Origin of the sequence: Streptomyces sp. NPDC049627, from assembly GCF_044465645.1 — a bacterium.
Taxonomy (GTDB): Bacteria; Actinomycetota; Actinomycetes; order Streptomycetales; family Streptomycetaceae; genus Streptomyces.
In genome coordinates this window covers 1-17,148 of sequence record NZ_JBITLW010000010.1, presented here as the reverse complement: position 1 = coordinate 17,148, position 17,148 = coordinate 1, and the positions used below count along the sequence as shown (strand labels likewise).

The 17,148-nt window shown below is 69.2% G+C and carries 13 protein-coding genes; 9 read left to right on the top strand and 4 right to left on the bottom strand.

The genetic code is table 11. The features are described 5' to 3' along the window. Window positions 1-58: 58 nt before the first annotated feature. Window positions 59-445, bottom strand: a complete 387-nt coding sequence (locus ACIBU0_RS26535) for a hypothetical protein (protein ID WP_398822852.1) — start codon at window positions 443-445, stop codon at window positions 59-61. A 166-nt stretch (window positions 446-611) separates the two neighbouring features. After that, window positions 612-4,559: a type VII secretion protein EccCa gene (gene eccCa / locus ACIBU0_RS26530; protein ID WP_398822849.1), complete on the bottom strand. Its 3,948-nt coding sequence runs from the start codon at window positions 4,557-4,559 to the stop codon at window positions 612-614. 273 nt (window positions 4,560-4,832) lie between these two features. Between eccCa and eccD the strand changes: the two genes are divergently transcribed. The 6 genes from eccD (at window position 4,833) to ACIBU0_RS26500 (ending at window position 12,002) form a co-directional block, all read left to right on the top strand. Beyond that, window positions 4,833-6,290: a type VII secretion integral membrane protein EccD gene (eccD, locus tag ACIBU0_RS26525; protein WP_398822846.1), complete on the top strand. Its 1,458-nt coding sequence runs from the start codon at window positions 4,833-4,835 to the stop codon at window positions 6,288-6,290. Between the two features lie 200 nt (window positions 6,291-6,490). Beyond that, window positions 6,491-6,778 (top strand): 30S ribosomal protein S15, encoded by a 288-nt coding sequence (gene rpsO / locus ACIBU0_RS26520; RefSeq protein WP_010042739.1) that lies wholly within the window; start codon window positions 6,491-6,493, stop codon window positions 6,776-6,778. Between the two features lie 332 nt (window positions 6,779-7,110). Continuing rightward, window positions 7,111-9,327: a polyribonucleotide nucleotidyltransferase gene (locus ACIBU0_RS26515; protein ID WP_398822843.1), complete on the top strand. Its 2,217-nt coding sequence runs from the start codon at window positions 7,111-7,113 to the stop codon at window positions 9,325-9,327. Then, entirely contained in the window at window positions 9,324-10,703 is a 1,380-nt protein-coding gene (locus ACIBU0_RS26510) for a M16 family metallopeptidase (protein WP_398822840.1), read from the top strand. Before ACIBU0_RS26515 ends, ACIBU0_RS26510 begins: the two co-directional genes overlap by 4 nt. A 76-nt stretch (window positions 10,704-10,779) precedes the next feature. Further along, window positions 10,780-11,532, top strand: a complete 753-nt coding sequence (gene dapB / locus ACIBU0_RS26505; protein ID WP_398822837.1) for a 4-hydroxy-tetrahydrodipicolinate reductase — start codon at window positions 10,780-10,782, stop codon at window positions 11,530-11,532. Window positions 11,533-11,549: 17 nt separating this feature from the next. Continuing rightward, window positions 11,550-12,002 carry a hypothetical protein gene (locus ACIBU0_RS26500; RefSeq protein ID WP_398822834.1) on the top strand — a complete coding sequence of 151 codons (453 nt, stop codon included), beginning with the start codon at window positions 11,550-11,552 and terminating at the stop codon, window positions 12,000-12,002. A gap of 87 nt (window positions 12,003-12,089) precedes the next feature. Here the strand turns inward: ACIBU0_RS26500 and ACIBU0_RS26495 are convergent, their stop codons facing one another. Both ACIBU0_RS26495 and ACIBU0_RS26490 read right to left on the bottom strand, forming a co-directional pair. Beyond that, a complete protein-coding gene (locus ACIBU0_RS26495) occupies window positions 12,090-12,644 on the bottom strand; it encodes a hypothetical protein (RefSeq protein ID WP_398822831.1) in 555 nt (184 codons plus the stop codon). A 91-nt stretch (window positions 12,645-12,735) separates the two neighbouring features. After that, on the bottom strand, window positions 12,736-12,972 hold the full coding sequence (locus ACIBU0_RS26490; RefSeq protein WP_398822828.1) for a hypothetical protein: 237 nt from the start codon (window positions 12,970-12,972) through the stop codon (window positions 12,736-12,738). Window positions 12,973-13,182: 210 nt separating this feature from the next. On the opposite strand from ACIBU0_RS26490, the gene thyX reads away from it, so the two are divergent. From thyX to ACIBU0_RS26475, 3 genes are all read left to right on the top strand, one after another. Continuing rightward, a complete protein-coding gene (gene thyX, locus ACIBU0_RS26485) occupies window positions 13,183-13,923 on the top strand; it encodes an FAD-dependent thymidylate synthase (protein ID WP_398822825.1) in 741 nt (246 codons plus the stop codon). A gap of 212 nt (window positions 13,924-14,135) precedes the next feature. Then, a complete protein-coding gene (dapA, locus tag ACIBU0_RS26480) occupies window positions 14,136-15,035 on the top strand; it encodes a 4-hydroxy-tetrahydrodipicolinate synthase (RefSeq protein ID WP_398822822.1) in 900 nt (299 codons plus the stop codon). Window positions 15,036-15,189: 154 nt separating this feature from the next. After that, window positions 15,190-16,875, top strand: a complete 1,686-nt coding sequence (locus tag ACIBU0_RS26475) for a ribonuclease J (protein ID WP_398822819.1) — start codon at window positions 15,190-15,192, stop codon at window positions 16,873-16,875. Window positions 16,876-17,148 lie beyond the last annotated feature (273 nt).

The following is a 17,148-nucleotide window of genomic DNA, read 5'->3' as shown; positions in this document are numbered from 1 at the left end:
AACGACGTGTGTGTCTCACCCTACTTGTCGTCCGAGGCCCTCACATGTCCGTCGCGGATCAGAGGCTCTGGTGCGGCCGCAACCTTGCGTGCACGCCTCCGGAGGGAACCTGCACCTGACCGTCGTACTCGGCCATCGTCTCCTTCCAGATGGCTTCCTGCTCGGCCTCGTTCTGCTCGTGCGCCACGCCCATCTTTCCGAACGCGACCCCCATGCCGGCGATCCGCTCCGCCAGGCTGCCCATCGAGTCGTACATGCCGTCGCGCAGGCCCTCGTAGACGACGCCGAACTTCTCGCCGATGTCGTCGTCGCCCCACGGCGGGGTCTCGCCCTTCTCGAGGGCGCCCAGACCGGTCTGCAGGGCCGCGACGGCCTTGGCGAAGTCCACCCCGACGTTGAACATGTGGTAGCCCTCGGTCTTGAGGACCGCGGGATCGGAGTCCATGTAATCCGACGGCACAACTGCCCCCCGTGGCTCGTCCGTTCAGTGGCGACTTTTCTGTCGCAACGCCACCTTAGCGCCGGCACCCGTACGACACCCACCCCACACGGGCAACGGAGAGGGGCGGTACCCACGCGGGTACCGCCCCTCCGGCTGCAGCGGCCGATTCTCAGAACCGAGGCGGCAGCCACCCCGTCTGAATGAGCTGCCCACCGCGGCGCCGCGTGTGGAAGTACCCACGGCCGGGCGGCAGTTGCGTCGCCGTGATGTTGCCGAGGAGCGCGCCCTCCGATCGGTCGCCGGAGAGGACGACGCCCTGGGCGCCGAGCTCGCGCATGCGCTGCATCACGGGCTCGTACAGCGACCGGCTCGCACCGCCCGAGGCGCGGGCGATGATGATGCGCAGACCGATGTCACGGGCGAACGGCAGGTACTCCAGGAGCGGGGACAGCGGGTTCCCGCCCGTCGCCACCAGGTCGTAGTCGTCGACGATGACGAACGCGTCCGGGCTGTTGTACCAGCTGCGGTTGCGCAGCTGCTCGGGCGTGACGTCCGGGCCGGGCATCCGGCGGTTCATCGAGCCGGCCAGGCCCTCCAGCGTCTCCGTCAGGGCGGGCGCCGACGCGCAGTAGCGCGACAGGTGCGAGTCGGGCACTCCCTCCAGGTGGGCGCGACGGTAGTCACCCATGACGATCTTCGCCTGGTCCGGCGTGTAGCGCTCGGTGATCTGCTTGACGAGCAGCCGCAGCAGCGCGGACTTACCGGACTCGCTCTCACCGAACACGATGAACAGCGGGTCCGTCTCGAAGTCGACGAAGACCGGCGACAGCGACGACTCGTCGATACCGATGGCGATACCGCGGTCCGGGTGCTCGAAGCCCTTGGGCAGCCGGCCCGCCTCCAACATCGTGGGCAGCAGCCGGACGGCCGGAGCGTGGGCGCCCTGCCAGTTGTCGTTGATGCCGCGGATGAGGATCGACGTCGCCTCGGACAGGTCCTCCGTCTCCGAGGAGCCGTCGACCCGGGGCAGCGCCGCCATGAAGTGCAGCTTCTCCTGGGTCAGACCGCGGCCCGGCACGGTGGCCGGCACGTTCTGCGCGACCTTGCGGTCGATCTCCGACTCGGTCGGGTCACCGAGCCTGAGCTCGATGCGGTTCTGCAGCATGTCCTTGAGCGCGGGCCGCACCTCGGTGTAGCGGCTCGCCGTGAGGATCACGTGCACACCGAAGCCGAGACCGCGCGTCGCGATCTCCGTGACGGTGGATTCGAGCAGCTCGTAGTCCGTCTTGAATGTCGCCCAGCCGTCGATGACGAGGAAGACGTCGCCCCAGGGCTGGTCGGGCAGATGCCCCGCGTTGCGGCGCTGACGGTAGGTCTGGATCGAGTCGACGTTGTTGGCGCGGAAGTACTCCTCGCGCGCGTTGAGGATGCCCTCGACCTCGCTGACCGTACGGCGCACCTTCTCGGCGTCGAGACGGTTGGCGACCCCGCCGACGTGGGCGAGCTCCTCCATCGAGATCAGACCGCCACCACCGAAGTCCAGGCAGTAGAACTGCACTTCGGACGGGGTGTGGGTGAGCGCGAACGACGAGATGAGCGTGCGCAGCAGGGTCGACTTGCCGGACTGCGGACCACCGACGAACAGACCGTGACCCGCACCGCCGGAGAAGTCCCGGTACAGCACGTCACGCCGCTGCTCGAACGGCTTGTCCACCAGGCCGACCGGCACGTTGAGCCGGCCGAGCGCCGTGTAGTCCGGAGCGGTCAGACCGCGGTCCTGAGTGACGGCCAGCTGGGGGAGCAGCTGCTCCAGCGAGGGCGCCTCCTCCAGCGGGGGCAGCCACACCTGGTGGGCGGGCGGACCCTGGTTGACCATCCGGCTGACCAGGACGTCCAGGACGGTGTCGGCGAGCGCGTCGTCGACCCGGTTGTCGGGCTCCGGCTCCTCGATCACCGGCTGCGGGGGCAGCGCCACGTGCTCCGCCGAGAACAGGGCGGGGCGCAGCTGCGTCGAGCGGTGCACCCGGGACGGGCCCTCGCCGTGGTACGGCCCCGACACGTACGCCGCCTTGAAGCGGACCATGGTGTCGGTGTCGTAGCGCAGATAGCCGGAACCGGGGATCGACGGCAGGTGGTAGGCGTCCGGGACACCGATCGCCGTACGGGACTCGGCGGCGGAGAAGGTCCGCAGACCGATCCGGTACGACAGGTAGGTGTCCAGGCCGCGCAGCTTGCCCTCCTCCAGGCGCTGCGACGCCAGCAGCAGGTGAATGCCCAGGGAACGGCCGATACGACCGATCTGGATGAACATGTCGATGAAGTCCGGCTTGGCCGTGAGGAGTTCGGAGAACTCGTCGAGCACGATCACCAGCGAGGCCATCGGCTCCAGCGCGGCGCCCGCGGCCCGGGCCTTCTCGTAGTCGTGCAGGTTGGCGTAGTTGCCCGCCGAACGCAGCAGCTCCTGACGGCGCTGCGTCTCACCCATGATCGAGTCGCGCATACGGTCGACGAGGGTCAGGTCGTCGGCGAGGTTGGTGATGACGGCCGCGGTGTGCGGCATGTCCGCCATACCGGCGAAGGTCGCGCCACCCTTGAAGTCCGCGAGGATGAAGTTCAGCGTCTCCGAGGAGTGCGTGACCGCGAGACCGAGCACCAGCGTGCGCAGCACCTCGGACTTGCCGGAACCGGTGGCGCCGACGCACAGGCCGTGCGGGCCCATGCCCTCCTGCGAGGCCTCCTTGAGGTCCAGCATGACCGGCTCGCCGTTCTCGCCGACACCGATCGGCACGCGCAGCCGCTCGTGCAGCGTGCGCGGACGCCAGGTGCGGGAGACGTCGACCGTGCCCGCGTCGCCGATGCCCATGAGGTCGGTGAAGTCCAGGTTGGACAGGAGGGGTTCGCCCTCCTCCGCGGAGCCGACCCGGAAGGGGGCGAGCTGCCGGGCCAGGGACTCGGCCTGCGCCGGGTTCAGCAGGTCCGGCTTGCCGGTGTACGCGGACTCGTGGCCGACGAACAGCCGCATCCGGTCCGGCTTCGCGTAGATCGTCAGACCCGCGCGCAGCTCCTCCTCCAGTTCGCCCGGGGCGATCTCCAGGAAGGTGACGCCCTGGAGGCCCTCGGCGCTGGCGAGTTCGGAGTCCGGCGGCACGGTGCCGCCGTCGAGCACCACGATCAGGTGCGGCTGGTCGTAGACCGGGGTCGCCTCACGGTTCCAGCGCGGACGGTCGTCCAACTGGTCCGCCAGCGCCTCCTCCAGCTCGCCCAGGTCGTCGAAGAGAAGCCGGGCCGAACCCGCTCCGTCCTTGGCCTTCGGGTGCTGGCTGTGCGGCAGCCACTTGATCCAGTCCCAGTCCGCCGCCGCGGAGGGGTGTGCCACCACGGCGATCAGCAGGTCCTCGGGCGAGTGCAGCGTCGCCAGCTGGCCCAGCGCCGCGCGGGCGTTGCCGTAGACCGTGTCGGTCTCTCCGCAGATCGTCACGTGGTAGAAGGCGCGCAGCGAGACGGACACGGGCAGGTCCGACAGACTGCCGTGCGCGTCGAGGAAGGCCTTCATGGCGGCCGCCGTCAGCGGCTCCAGCTCCTCCTTGGGAGCCGTCTCCGGCGCGACGAGCGGGGTGTTGAGCTGCTGGACGCCACGGCCGATCCGTACGGAGGCGAAGTCCCCGTCGGTCGGGCGCCGCTCCCACAGCCGCTTGCCGTCCGCCGCCACAGCCCACAGCTGCTCCGGGTCGGGGTGCTGGAACAGCTGGCTCTGCCGCTGCAGTTCCGCGGTCTTGTGCACGTCCTTGCGGACCTGCTCGAGGTAGCGGAAGTAGTCGCGCCGGTCCTGGGCCATGCCCGCTCCGCCGCCCTGCTGCCGGGACTTGGCGAACTGGGCGATGGCCATGGCCAGTGTCGAGGCCAGCATCAGCCCGCCGACCAGCCGCATGTACGAGGGGAGACCCGGCATGAAGAAGAAGCCGACCGAACCCAGCATGCCCATCATGGGCAGCAGGTTCATCAGCATGCTCTCCTCGCCCTCGCGAGGAATCTCGGGCGGCGTCTCCAGTTTGACCTCGCCGTCCGGGACGGCCGGCGGCACTATCCGCGGTGGTCGTTTGATGATGACGACGCTCACCGATGCACTCATCCTTCGCGATTGATACGTCCTGGCACCGACGCCCCCGTTTGTACCGCGACGTGTTCTCGTTCGCGTAGGCGTCGTTCGCGCGCAGTGGTCGATCCTACTGATGCCCACGGTGCCCGAGGGAGGCAGGAGCATGGAGATGCGGAGCAGGTCCTGGGAGGAATGGGGGAGGTAGCGCCTGCGGCCGGTGCGGCAACGGATATGGTGGCGCTCCGCGTCGTACGAGCGGCGCGAGGAAGCCTTGTCTAGCAGGGGGAACACCAGGTGAGCACGGGGACTTCGACAGGTTTCTGCCGAATCACCATCGCAGCACCGGACAGCCGTGTCGACGTCGCGCTGCCCGAGGACTTGCCGATCCAGGACCTCTTTCCGGAGATCGTGAGGCTCTCGGGCCTGGTCCAGTCGGACTCCAGTCCCTCGGGCTATCACCTCGTGACCCGAGAGGGTCAGGTGCTCGACGCCAGCCGCTCGTTGCTCGAGCACCGGGTCAGGGACGGTGAGGTGCTGCTGCTGCGCACCTTCGCCGACTCACTGCCGCCGGCCGTGCACGACGACGTGGTGGACGCGATCGCGGCCGCGGTCAAGCAGGACACCCGCAGCTGGAACGACAACCTGATGCGGATCGCCGGTCTCGTCGCGGGATCGCTGCTGCTGGTCATGCTCGGTTTCGTCTTCTGGTTCGCGGACCCGATCCGGCACGACATGCACGGCCTCCAGGGCATCCTCGCCGGTGTGACCGCGCTCGCCCTGACGGCACTCGCCGGCGTACGGGCCCGGGTGTACGACGACCGCGGCTCCGCCGTCGCACTCGGCATCTCGGCGCTGCCGCACGCGCTCATCGCGGGCTCCGGCGCCATCCCCCAGGACGCGGGTGAAGGCCCCGGCCGGATCCAGTTCCTCGTCGGCTGCGTCGCCGTACTGCTCTTCTCCGTCGTCCTGATCATGCTGCTGCCGCAGGGCGACGCCCCGTTCGTGGCCGCCGCGCTGGCCGCCGCGATCGGCACGCTCGCCGTGTTCTGCGGTGTGCTGACCGTGGCGGAGCCCCGGGAGATCGCCGCCGGCACCGCGGTCGTCGCCCTGGCGGTCGTCGGCTTCCTGCCCGCCTGGTCGGCCCGCTTCGCCAAGCTGCCGATCGGCTTCCGCAACCCGGAGGACCTGGCCCGGGCCCGCCGCGAGGGCATCGAGGGCGACCTGGAGGCCGTCGACGTCCAGCGCATCATCGCCCAGACCAGCCGCGGCCACGAACTGCTGCTCGGCATGGTGGGCGGCTGCGCCGCCGTCATCATCGGCGCGGGCGGCGCGGTGCTCGGCTTCAGCGACAACGGCTGGGCCCAGCTGCTCGCCCTGTGCACCGGCCTCGCCGCCATGCTGCGGGCCCGCCTCTTCCGCTACACCGCGCAGGTCACCTGCCTGTTCGTGGCCGGTGTCGTCACGCTGGGCCTGCTGGTCCTCGGCCTCGCGATCTCGCCGCCCGCCGACGTCATCATGGAACTGCTCCAGGGCAACTCCGGCCCGGTCGACGTACGGACCCTGTGGCTCGGCGCCTCGGTCGGCGCCGGTGTGCTGCTGTTGATCGCGATCGCCCTGATCGTGCCGCAGAAGGGACTCTCCCCCTTCTGGGGCCGCATGCTCGACCTCGCCGACTCGCTGGTGCTGCTCTCCCTGGTCCCGATCTGCCTGGCCGTCCTCGACGTCTACGGCAAGGTCCGCGGCGGAGTCTGACCGGCGCGGGACCGCGCGAGGCCGCCTGTGAAGAGCGTGCTCGCGGGCTGGTACGCTGTGTGACGGCCGTTTGTGTACGCGCCCCCGGTCCATCTGGGGGCTGCGCCCAGCGGATCCCCGCCTCCCGAGTCACGGAAGCTCCCCTGAGAAGCAGACCAGGGGCACTCGGTGGCAACGATGAAGACTCACGAGGAGTACGCGTGTCGCTCGACGCCGCTACGAAGAAGCAGATCATGTCCGAGTTCGGTACCAAGGAGGGCGACACCGGCTCCCCCGAGGTCCAGGTCGCTCTGCTGTCCCGTCGGATCTCCGACCTGACGGAGCACCTCAAGACCCACAAGCACGACCACCACTCGCGCCGTGGCCTGCTGATCCTGGTCGGTCAGCGTCGCCGCCTTCTCCAGTACCTGGCGAAGAAGGACATCCAGCGCTTCCGTGCGCTGGTCGACCGCCTCGGCATCCGCCGTGGTGCGGCGGGCGCCAAGTAAGACGCCGTGAGGGGAGCGGTTCCCGGAGAGATCGGGAGCCGCTCCCTTTGCTGTACGTGCGGAACGTCAACCGTGCGTGCGGAAACATGCGGAGTGTCACACCCGCTTTGTAGTGTGGTAGCACAACGCAATACGGACGACACAGCACGACAAGAAGAAGAGGAGAAGCGCGCCTCGCCGCCGCCGGTCCTCGGTAGTGGCCCCCGGGGAATCGAGCCCCGGGTGCTTCGATCGAAGACCGGCCCGCACCGCACGGAGCGCTTCTCCACCACCGTCCCCCTGCCACACGGGCAGCGAGGGACGAAAGACGACAAGTAACGGAGAAAACGCTAGTGGAGAACGAGACCCACTACGCCGAGGCCGTCATCGACAACGGCTCCTTCGGCACCCGCACCATCCGCTTCGAGACGGGCCGCCTGGCCAAGCAGGCCGCCGGTTCCGCCGTGGCGTACCTGGACGACGACACCATGGTGCTGTCGGCCACCACCGCCTCCAAGCAGCCCAAGGACCAGCTCGACTTCTTCCCGCTGACGGTGGACGTCGAGGAGCGGATGTACGCCGCCGGCAAGATCCCCGGCAGCTTCTTCCGCCGTGAGGGCCGCCCCTCCGAGGACGCCATCCTCACCTGCCGCCTCATCGACCGCCCGCTGCGCCCGTCCTTCAAGAAGGGCCTGCGCAACGAGATCCAGGTCGTCGCCACGATCATGGCGCTCAACCCCGACCACCTGTACGACGTCGTGGCGATCAACGCCGCGTCCGCGTCCACGCAGCTGGCCGGTCTGCCCTTCTCCGGCCCGATCGGCGGCGTCCGCGTCGCGCTGATCCGCGGTCAGTGGGTGGCGTTCCCGACGCACACCGAGCTCGAGGACGCCGTCTTCGACATGGTGGTCGCGGGCCGCACCCTGGAGGACGGCGACGTCGCGATCATGATGGTCGAGGCCGAGGCCACCGAGGAGACCATCAAGCTGGTCGCCGGTGGCGCCGAGGCCCCGACCGAGGAGGTCGTCGCCGCCGGTCTGGAGGCCGCGAAGCCCTTCATCAAGGTCCTGTGCAAGGCCCAGGCCGACCTCGCCGCGAAGGCCGCGAAGCCGACCGGCGAGTTCCCGATCTTCCTGGACTACCAGGACGACGTGTTCGAGGCCCTGACGGCCGCCGTCAAGCCCGAGCTCGCCCAGGCGCTCACCATCGCCGGCAAGCAGGAGCGCGAGTCCGAGCTGGACCGCGTCAAGGCGCTCGCCGCCGAGAAGCTCCTGCCGGAGTTCGAGGGCCGCGAGAAGGAGATCTCCGCCGCGTACCGCTCGCTCACCAAGCAGCTGGTCCGTGAGCGCGTGATCAAGGAGAAGAAGCGCATCGACGGCCGCGGTGTCACCGACATCCGCACGCTGGCCGCCGAGGTCGAGGCCATCCCGCGGGTGCACGGCAGCGCGCTGTTCGAGCGTGGCGAGACCCAGATCCTGGGCGTCACCACCCTCAACATGCTCCGCATGGAGCAGCAGCTGGACACCCTCTCCCCGGTGACCCGCAAGCGCTACATGCACAACTACAACTTCCCGCCGTACTCCACCGGCGAGACCGGCCGCGTCGGCTCCCCGAAGCGCCGCGAGATCGGCCACGGCGCCCTCGCCGAGCGCGCCCTGATCCCGGTCCTGCCGACCCGCGAGGAGTTCCCCTACGCGATCCGTCAGGTGTCCGAGGCCCTCGGCTCCAACGGCTCGACGTCCATGGGCTCGGTCTGCGCCTCCACCATGTCGCTGCTGAACGCCGGTGTGCCGCTGAAGGCCCCCGTCGCCGGTATCGCCATGGGTCTGATCTCCCAGGAGATCGAGGGCGAGACGCACTACGTCACCCTCACCGACATCCTCGGTGCGGAGGACGCCTTCGGTGACATGGACTTCAAGGTGGCGGGTACCAAGGAGTTCGTGACCGCGCTCCAGCTCGACACCAAGCTGGACGGCATCCCGGCCTCGGTGCTGGCCGCCGCCCTGAAGCAGGCCCGTGACGCCCGCCTCCACATCCTCGACGTGATGATGGAAGCGATCGACACGCCGGACGAGATGTCCCCCAACGCGCCGCGGATCATCACCGTGAAGATCCCGGTCGACAAGATCGGCGAGGTCATCGGCCCCAAGGGCAAGATGATCAACCAGATCCAGGAGGACACGGGCGCCGAGATCACCATCGAGGACGACGGCACCATCTACATCGGTGCCGCCGACGGCCCGTCCGCCGAGGCCGCCCGTACGACGATCAACGGCATCGCCAACCCGACGATGCCCGAGGTCGGCGAGCGCTACCTCGGTACGGTCGTGAAGACGACGACGTTCGGCGCCTTCGTCTCCCTCCTGCCCGGCAAGGACGGTCTGCTGCACATCTCGCAGATCCGCAAGCTGGCCGGCGGCAAGCGCGTGGAGAACGTCGAGGACGTCCTCGGCGTGGGCCAGAAGGTCCAGGTCGAGATCGCCGAGATCGACTCCCGCGGCAAGCTCTCCCTCGTCCCCGTGATCGAGGGCGAAGAGGACGCTGACAAGAAGGACGACGCCGACCAGTGACGTCGAGTAGCTCCACGGCGACGGCCCGCACCTCTTCGGAGGCGCGGGCCGTCGCCCGTACCCAAACCCTCATCAAGGGCACAGGCGGCATCGGCACCGTCCGCAAGACCACCCTCCCCGGTGGCCTGCGCATCGTCACCGAGACCCTGCCCTCGGTCCGCTCCGCGACCTTCGGCATCTGGGCGCACGTCGGCTCCCGCGACGAGACGCCGGCGCTGAACGGCGCCACGCACTACCTGGAGCACCTGCTCTTCAAGGGCACCACCCGCAGGTCCGCCCTGGACATCTCCTCCGCCCTCGACGCCGTCGGCGGCGAGATGAACGCCTTCACGGCGAAGGAGTACACGTGCTACTACGCGCGCGTGCTCGACGCCGACCTGCCGCTCGCCATCGACGTCGTCTGCGACATGCTGACGGGCTCCCTGATCCTCGAAGAGGACGTCAACGTCGAGCGGGGCGCCATCCTCGAAGAGATCGCCATGACCGAGGACGACCCGGGCGACTGCGTGCACGACCTGTTCGCGCACACGATGTTCGGCGACAACCCCCTCGGCCGCCCGGTCCTGGGCACGGTCGACACGGTCAACGCCCTCACCGCCGACCGCATCCGCCGCTTCTACAAGAAGCACTACGACCCGACCCACCTCGTGGTCGCGTGCGCCGGCAACATCGACCACAACAAGGTCGTACGACAGGTCCGCGCCGCGTTCGAGAAGGCGGGCGCCTTCAAGAACGGCGACGCCGCCCCCATCGCGCCGCGCGCCGGCCGGCGCAGCATCCGCACCGCGGGCCGCGTCGAGCTGATCGGCCGCAAGACCGAGCAGGCTCATGTCGTCCTCGGCATGCCCGGCCTGTCCCGCACGGACGAGCGCCGCTGGGCGCTGGGCGTGCTGAACACCGCGCTCGGCGGGGGCATGTCGTCCCGGCTCTTCCAGGAGGTCCGCGAGAAGCGCGGCCTGGCCTACAGCGTCTACTCGTACACCTCGGGCTTCGCCGACTGCGGCCTGTTCGGCGTGTACGCGGGCTGCAGGCCGTCACAGGTGCACGACGTGCTGAAGATCTGCCGCGACGAACTCGACCACGTCGCCGAGCACGGCCTGCCCGACGACGAGATCGACCGCGCCATCGGCCAGCTCAAGGGCTCCACCGTCCTCGGCCTGGAGGACACCGGCGCGCTCATGAACCGCATCGGCAAGAGCGAACTGTGCTGGGGCGAGCAGATGTCCGTCGACGACATGCTGGCCCGGATAGCGGTGGTGACCCCGGACGACGTCCGCTCGGTCGCCCGCGCCATCCTGGGGCAGCGGCCCTCGCTGTCGGTCATCGGCCCGCTGAAGGACAAGCAGGCGTCCCGGCTGCAGGACGCCGTCGCCTGAGCCGCTCGGGGCTCGCCCCGTCCCCAACGGTCCCCATCCCTCCGGTCCCCATCCCTCCGGTTAAGGAAGCAAGAAGATGAGCAAGCTGCGCGTGGCGGTCCTCGGTGCCAAGGGCCGCATCGGCTCCGAGGCGGTTCGGGCGGTCGAGGCCGCCGAGGACATGGAGCTGGTCGCCGCCCTGAGCCGGGGCGACAAGCTGGAGACCCTGGCGGAGACGGGCGCCCAGGTCGCCGTCGAACTGACCACGCCGGACTCGGTGATGGCCAACCTCGACTACTGCGTGAACCACGGCATCCACGCGGTCGTCGGGACGACGGGCTGGACCGACGAGCGCCTCGCGCAGCTGAAGGGCTGGCTGGACGGCTCCCCGGAGACGGGCGTGCTCATCGCGCCGAACTTCTCCATCGGGGCCGTCCTGACCATGAAGTTCGCGCAGGTCGCCGCGCCCTACTTCGAGTCGGTGGAGGTGGTCGAGCTGCACCACCCCAAGAAGGTCGACGCCCCGTCCGGCACCGCCACGCGCACCGCCCAGCTCATCGCCGAGGCCCGCCGCGCCGCCGGTACGGCCCCGGCGCCGGACGCCACGACCACGGCGCTGGACGGCGCGCGCGGCGCGAACGTCGACGGCGTCCCGGTCCACGCGGTCCGCCTGCGCGGCCTGCTGGCCCATCAGGAGGTCCTGCTCGGCGGCGAGGGCGAGACCCTCACCATCCGCCACGACTCCCTCCACCACAGCAGCTTCATGCCGGGCATCCTGCTCGGCGCCCGCCGCGTGGTGAGCACTCCGGGCCTGACCTTCGGCCTGGAACACTTCCTGGACCTCGGCTGACACGAGGCCCCGGACCCATGCGCGCGAAACTCTCCTACGCCATAACGGCCGCCGTCCTGGTCGTCTACTTCGTCCTGGTCGGCAGCCGTGGCGTGATGCTCATCCAGTCCGGCACGGTCCTCACCGTCACCTTCGGTGTGGCGGTGCTGATCCTGCCGGTCATCGGCCTGTGGTTCCTGTGGAAGAACACCCAGTTCGTCCGCAGGGCCAACGCCCTCGCCGCCGAACTCGACGCCGAGGGCGGCCTGCCCGTGGACGAGTTGAAGCGCACCCCCGGCGGCCGTATCGACCGGGACTCGGCCGACGAGGTCTTCGCCAGGCGCAAGGCCGAGACGGAAGCGGCCCCCGGCGACTGGCGCAGCTGGTTCCGCCTCGCCATCGCCTACCACGACGCCCGCGACACCCCACGGGCCCGCAAGGCGATGCAGCGCGCGATCGCCCTGCACGACGGCAAGACGGTCGAGGCCTGACTCCCACGACGACGGTTCAGGCATACGCCGAAGGGGCCGGCCCGCACCCACTGCGGACCGGCCCCTTCGGCGTCGTATGCGTCGATCTCAGCCGCGCGTGCTCTCGGAGGCCCACGCCTCGACGGCGTCGGCGGCCCGGTCGAACGCCGTGACCCGCCCCAGGAAGTCCGCATTGTGCGTGGTCAGCAGCGTCGGCATGTCATCGGCCGGACGACCGCGCCGTACGAGCATCAGCGCCTGCCCCTGCACGGTCCGCGGCAACCCCAGCCAGCGCACCGGCTGCTGCACTGTCCGCACGGCGACGATCTGCTCCCAGGGCGCCGTACGCGTCACGAAGAAGCCCACTTGGCGCAGCCCGCGCGCGCTCACCCACACACCCATGCGCAGCAGCCGCAGGGCACCGGCGATCACGAGCAGCGCGACGCCGAAGACGACAGCCGCCTCGGTCACCGTGCCGGTCAGGGCGATGATGACCGCGGCGAACAGCACGTACGAGGCGAGGAGCAACCACAGTGCCGCCACGCCCACCCGCCAGGGACCGGGACGGTACGGGCGCCGCCAGCGGTCCCGGTCCTCGAAGGGCAGCGCGACGTCCTCGGCTGCCTCGAATGTGCGGTCGGCCGTCAGGAAGGGCAGGGGCACGGCTGGTCCTCACTCGATCCATGCGTGGGCTGTGCCCGGTGAGGCTATCGACCTGTGTCCCCACTCACCACCCTGAGGGGGCCGGATGGAGTCAGCGCCCCTGGGAGGCCTGTGACTGCTGGTGCTGCGCCGGGGTGTCGGTGGACAGCGCCGGCATACCGAGGACCAGCGAGCCCACGAGCCCGGCGACGATGGTGAGCCCCAGCAGCCAGCGCCCGGCTATCTGACCGGCGGACGCCCGCTCACGGGGCGGGGGAGTGACATTGCTGCGGAACCTGTCGGCTTCGGCGAGGAAGGCGAACGGGACGGGCTCGCGCCGACGGAACATCGGGGGTCCTTCTCCTTCGGGGATCGAACGAATCTCTGTCACCAACTCAGACGAGCGAGTGCCCCAAAAGGTGCCAGGTTTCCCCGAATTCGCAGAAGTTCGTCGAAGTTGGCCGAAGATGTCGCGGCCCGGCACCGAACGCCCCGTTGTCAGTGGCGGCCCGTAGAGTGGTCGCCGCCCGAGAGAAGTGATGGAAGGACCCTCCGAGCCGTGACCGACACCCCCGCCGACGACCTCAAGCCCAGCTTCCGCAGCGACGTCACCGTCGAGCTGGTCAAGCACAGCGCGGCCGACTCCGACGTGCTGTGGGCCGCCCGCGTCTCCACCGCCGGCGAGCAGTCCCTGGAGGAGCTGCAGAAGGACCCCGAGCGCTCCAAGGGCCTGATCAACTACCTCATGCGGGACCGGCACGGCAGCCCCTTCGAGCACAACTCGATGACCTTCTTCATCAGCGCCCCGATCTTCGTCTTCCGCGAGTTCATGCGGCACCGCGTGGGCTGGTCGTACAACGAGGAGAGCGGCCGCTACCGCGAGCTCCAGCCGGTCTTCTACGTCCCCGACGAGTCCCGCAAGCTCGTCCAGGAGGGCCGCCCGGGCAAGTACGTCTTCGTGGAGGGCACCCAGGCCCAGCAGGAGCTGGTCGGCCGGGTCATGGAGGACTCGTACCGGCAGTCGTACGAGGCCTACCAGGAGATGCTCGCCGCCGGCGTCGCCCGCGAGGTCGCCCGCTCGGTCCTCCCGGTCGGCCTGTTCTCCTCGATGTACGCCACCTGCAACGCCCGCTCCCTGATGCACTTCCTCGGCCTGCGCACCCAGCACGAGCTGGCCAAGGTGCCGTCCTTCCCGCAGCGGGAGATCGAAATGGTCGGCGAGAGGATGGAGGCGGAGTGGGCCAAGCTCATGCCTCTGACGTACGCCGCCTTCAATGCGAACGGCCGGGTGGCGCCCTAGCGAGGCTCCGTTCTCGAGCCGGGCACGGCTCCACGGATCAGCCTCATGAAGTGTCCGTATTGCGGCATTTAGAGAAGTTCATCTAGCCTGATCAAACGGACCCGGCACTGCTTGAACCCCCGAGCAGGCAGTGCCGGGCTCCATCTTTGTCAGGACTTTTCCGCACCCCCCGAGGGCAGACCAGGCCGTGCGCAACGAGTAGCGTGTAACCCATGGCTCCGACCTCCACTCCGCAGACCCCCTTCGGGCGGGTCCTCACCGCCATGATCACGCCCTTCACGGCGGACGGCGCACTCGACCTCGACGGCGCGCAGCGGCTCGCCACGCACCTGGTGGACGCAGGCAACGACGGCCTGATCATCAACGGCACCACCGGCGAGTCGCCCACCACCAGCGATGCGGAGAAATCGGACCTCGTACGAGCGGTACTGGAGGCGGTCGGCGACCGCGCCCACGTCGTGGCCGGCGTCGGCACCAACGACACCCACCACAGCCTCCAGCTCGCCCGCGCGGCGGAGCAGGTGGGCGCCCACGGCCTCCTGGTCGTCACGCCGTACTACAACAAGCCCCCGCAGGAGGGCCTGTACCGGCACTTCAAGGCCATCGCCGACGCCACCGAGCTGCCGGTCATGCTCTACGACATCCCCGGCCGCAGCGGCGTCCCGATCAGCACCGAGACGCTCGTCCGCCTCGCCGAGCACCCGCGCATCGTCGCCAACAAGGACGCCAAGGGCGACCTCGGCCGCGCCAGCTGGGCGATCGCCCGCTCCGGCCTCGCCTGGTACTCCGGCGACGACATGCTGAACCTGCCCCTGCTCTCGGTGGGCGCGGTCGGCTTCGTCTCGGTCGTCGGCCACGTCGTCACCCCCGACCTGCGGGCGCTCGTCGACGCGTACGTCTCGGGAGACGTACAGAAGGCCACCGAGATCCACCAGAAGCTGCTCCCGGTCTACACGGGCATGTTCCGCACCCAGGGCGTCATGACGACCAAGGCCGCACTCGCCCTCCAGGGCCAGCCCGCCGGCCCCCTGCGCGCCCCCATGGTCGAGTGCTCGGCCGAGGAGATCGAACAGCTCAAGATCGATCTTGCCGCAGGCGGGGTACAGCTTTAGCACCAGACTTCGCGCGCCAGGGCGTGCATCGGACTTCACAACTGAATAAGCGGGCCACCGGTGCCCGCACCCCACAACGACAACTGCTTCTGCACGAACGTCACGCGCGCCACGTGCCCGACCGGTACGTGGCGCGCGTGGTGAGGAGAGTCTTTTGAGTCATCCGCATCCTGAACTCAGCCCGCCCCCGCCGCTCCCCGAAGGCGGCCTGCGGGTCACCCCGCTCGGCGGCCTCGGCGAAATCGGCCGAAACATGACGGTCTTCGAGTACGGCGGCCGCCTGTTGATCGTCGACTGCGGAGTGCTCTTCCCCGAGGAGGAGCAGCCCGGAATCGACCTGATCCTGCCGGACTTCTCGTCCATCCGGGACCGCCTCGACGACATCGAGGGCATCGTCCTCACCCATGGCCACGAGGACCACATCGGCGGCGTCCCCTTCCTCCTCCGCGAGAAGCCGGACATCCCGCTGATCGGCTCCAAGCTGACCCTCGCCCTCATCGAGGCCAAGCTCCAGGAGCATCGCATCCGCCCGTACACCCTCGAGGTGGCGGAGGGTAACCGTGAGCGCATCGGCCCCTTCGACTGCGAGTTCGTCGCGGTCAACCACTCCATCCCGGACGCCCTGGCCGTCGCGATCCGCACCCCCGCCGGCATGGTGGTCCACACCGGCGACTTCAAGATGGACCAGCTCCCGCTGGACAACCGCCTCACGGACCTCCACGCGTTCGCACGGCTGAGCGAGGAAGGCATCGACCTCCTCCTCTCCGACTCCACGAACGCGGAGGTCCCGGGCTTCACCCCGCACGAGCGCGACATCTCCAACGTCCTGCGCCAGGTCTTCGCGGGCGCCCGCAAGCGCGTCATCGTGGCGAGCTTCGCCAGCCACGTCCACCGCATCCAGCAGATCCTGGACGCGGCCCACGAATACGGCCGCAGGGTCGCCTTCGTCGGCCGCTCGATGGTCCGCAACATGGGCATCGCACGCGACCTCGGCTACCTGAAGGTCCCACCGGGCCTGGTCGTGGACGTCAAGACGTTGGACGACCTCCCGGACCACGAGGTGGTCCTGGTCTGCACGGGCTCCCAGGGCGAGCCGATGGCGGCCCTGTCCCGGATGGCCAACCGCGACCACCAGATCCGCATCGTCGAGGGCGACACGGTGATCCTGGCGTCGTCGCTCATCCCCGGCAACGAGAACGCGGTCTACCGCGTCATCAACGGCCTGACCCGGTGGGGCGCGAACGTCGTCCACAAGGGCAACGCCAAGGTCCACGTCTCCGGCCACGCATCCGCGGGCGAGCTGCTGTACTTCTACAACATCTGCCGCCCGAAGAACCTGATGCCGGTGCACGGCGAATGGCGTCACCTGCGGGCCAACGCCGAACTGGGCGCCCTGACCGGCGTCCCGCACGACCGCATCGTCATCGCCGAGGACGGAGTGGCCGTCGACCTCGTCGAGGGCAAGGCCAAGATTTCCGGCAAGGTCCAGGCCGGATACGTCTACGTCGACGGCCTCTCGGTCGGCGACGTGGGCGAGCCGGCCCTGAAGGACCGCAAGATCCTCGGCGACGAGGGCATCATCTCGGTCTTCGTGGTGATGGACTCCTCCACCGGCAAGATCACAGGAGGCCCGCACATCCAGGCCCGCGGCTCCGGCATCGAGGACTCCGCCTTCAGTGACGTCATCCCGAAGATCACGGAGACCCTGGAGCGGTCGGCTCAGGACGGTGTGGTCGAACCGCACCAGTTGCAGCAGCTGGTGCGCCGGACTCTGGGCAAGTGGGTCTCGGACACCTATCGGCGCAGGCCGATGATCCTGCCTGTGGTGGTGGAGGTCTGACGGTCCGTCGGACACGCGACCGCGCGAACCAGGAGCGGGGCGCCTCGATTTGCATCGGGGCGCCCCGCTCCAGTACGTTTACGGCTCCGCCTGATCGGGAACCCGGCCACCTCGTGCGCCGGAACCAGTCCCCGGAGGGGGCGGGAATTCCGACTCAGAATCTCTGATAAAGTCGGAGCCGCCGGAAAGGGAAACGCGAGAGCGGGAACCTGGAAAGCGCCGAGGAAATCGGATCGGAAAAAGATCTGATAGAGTCGGAAACGCAAGACCGAA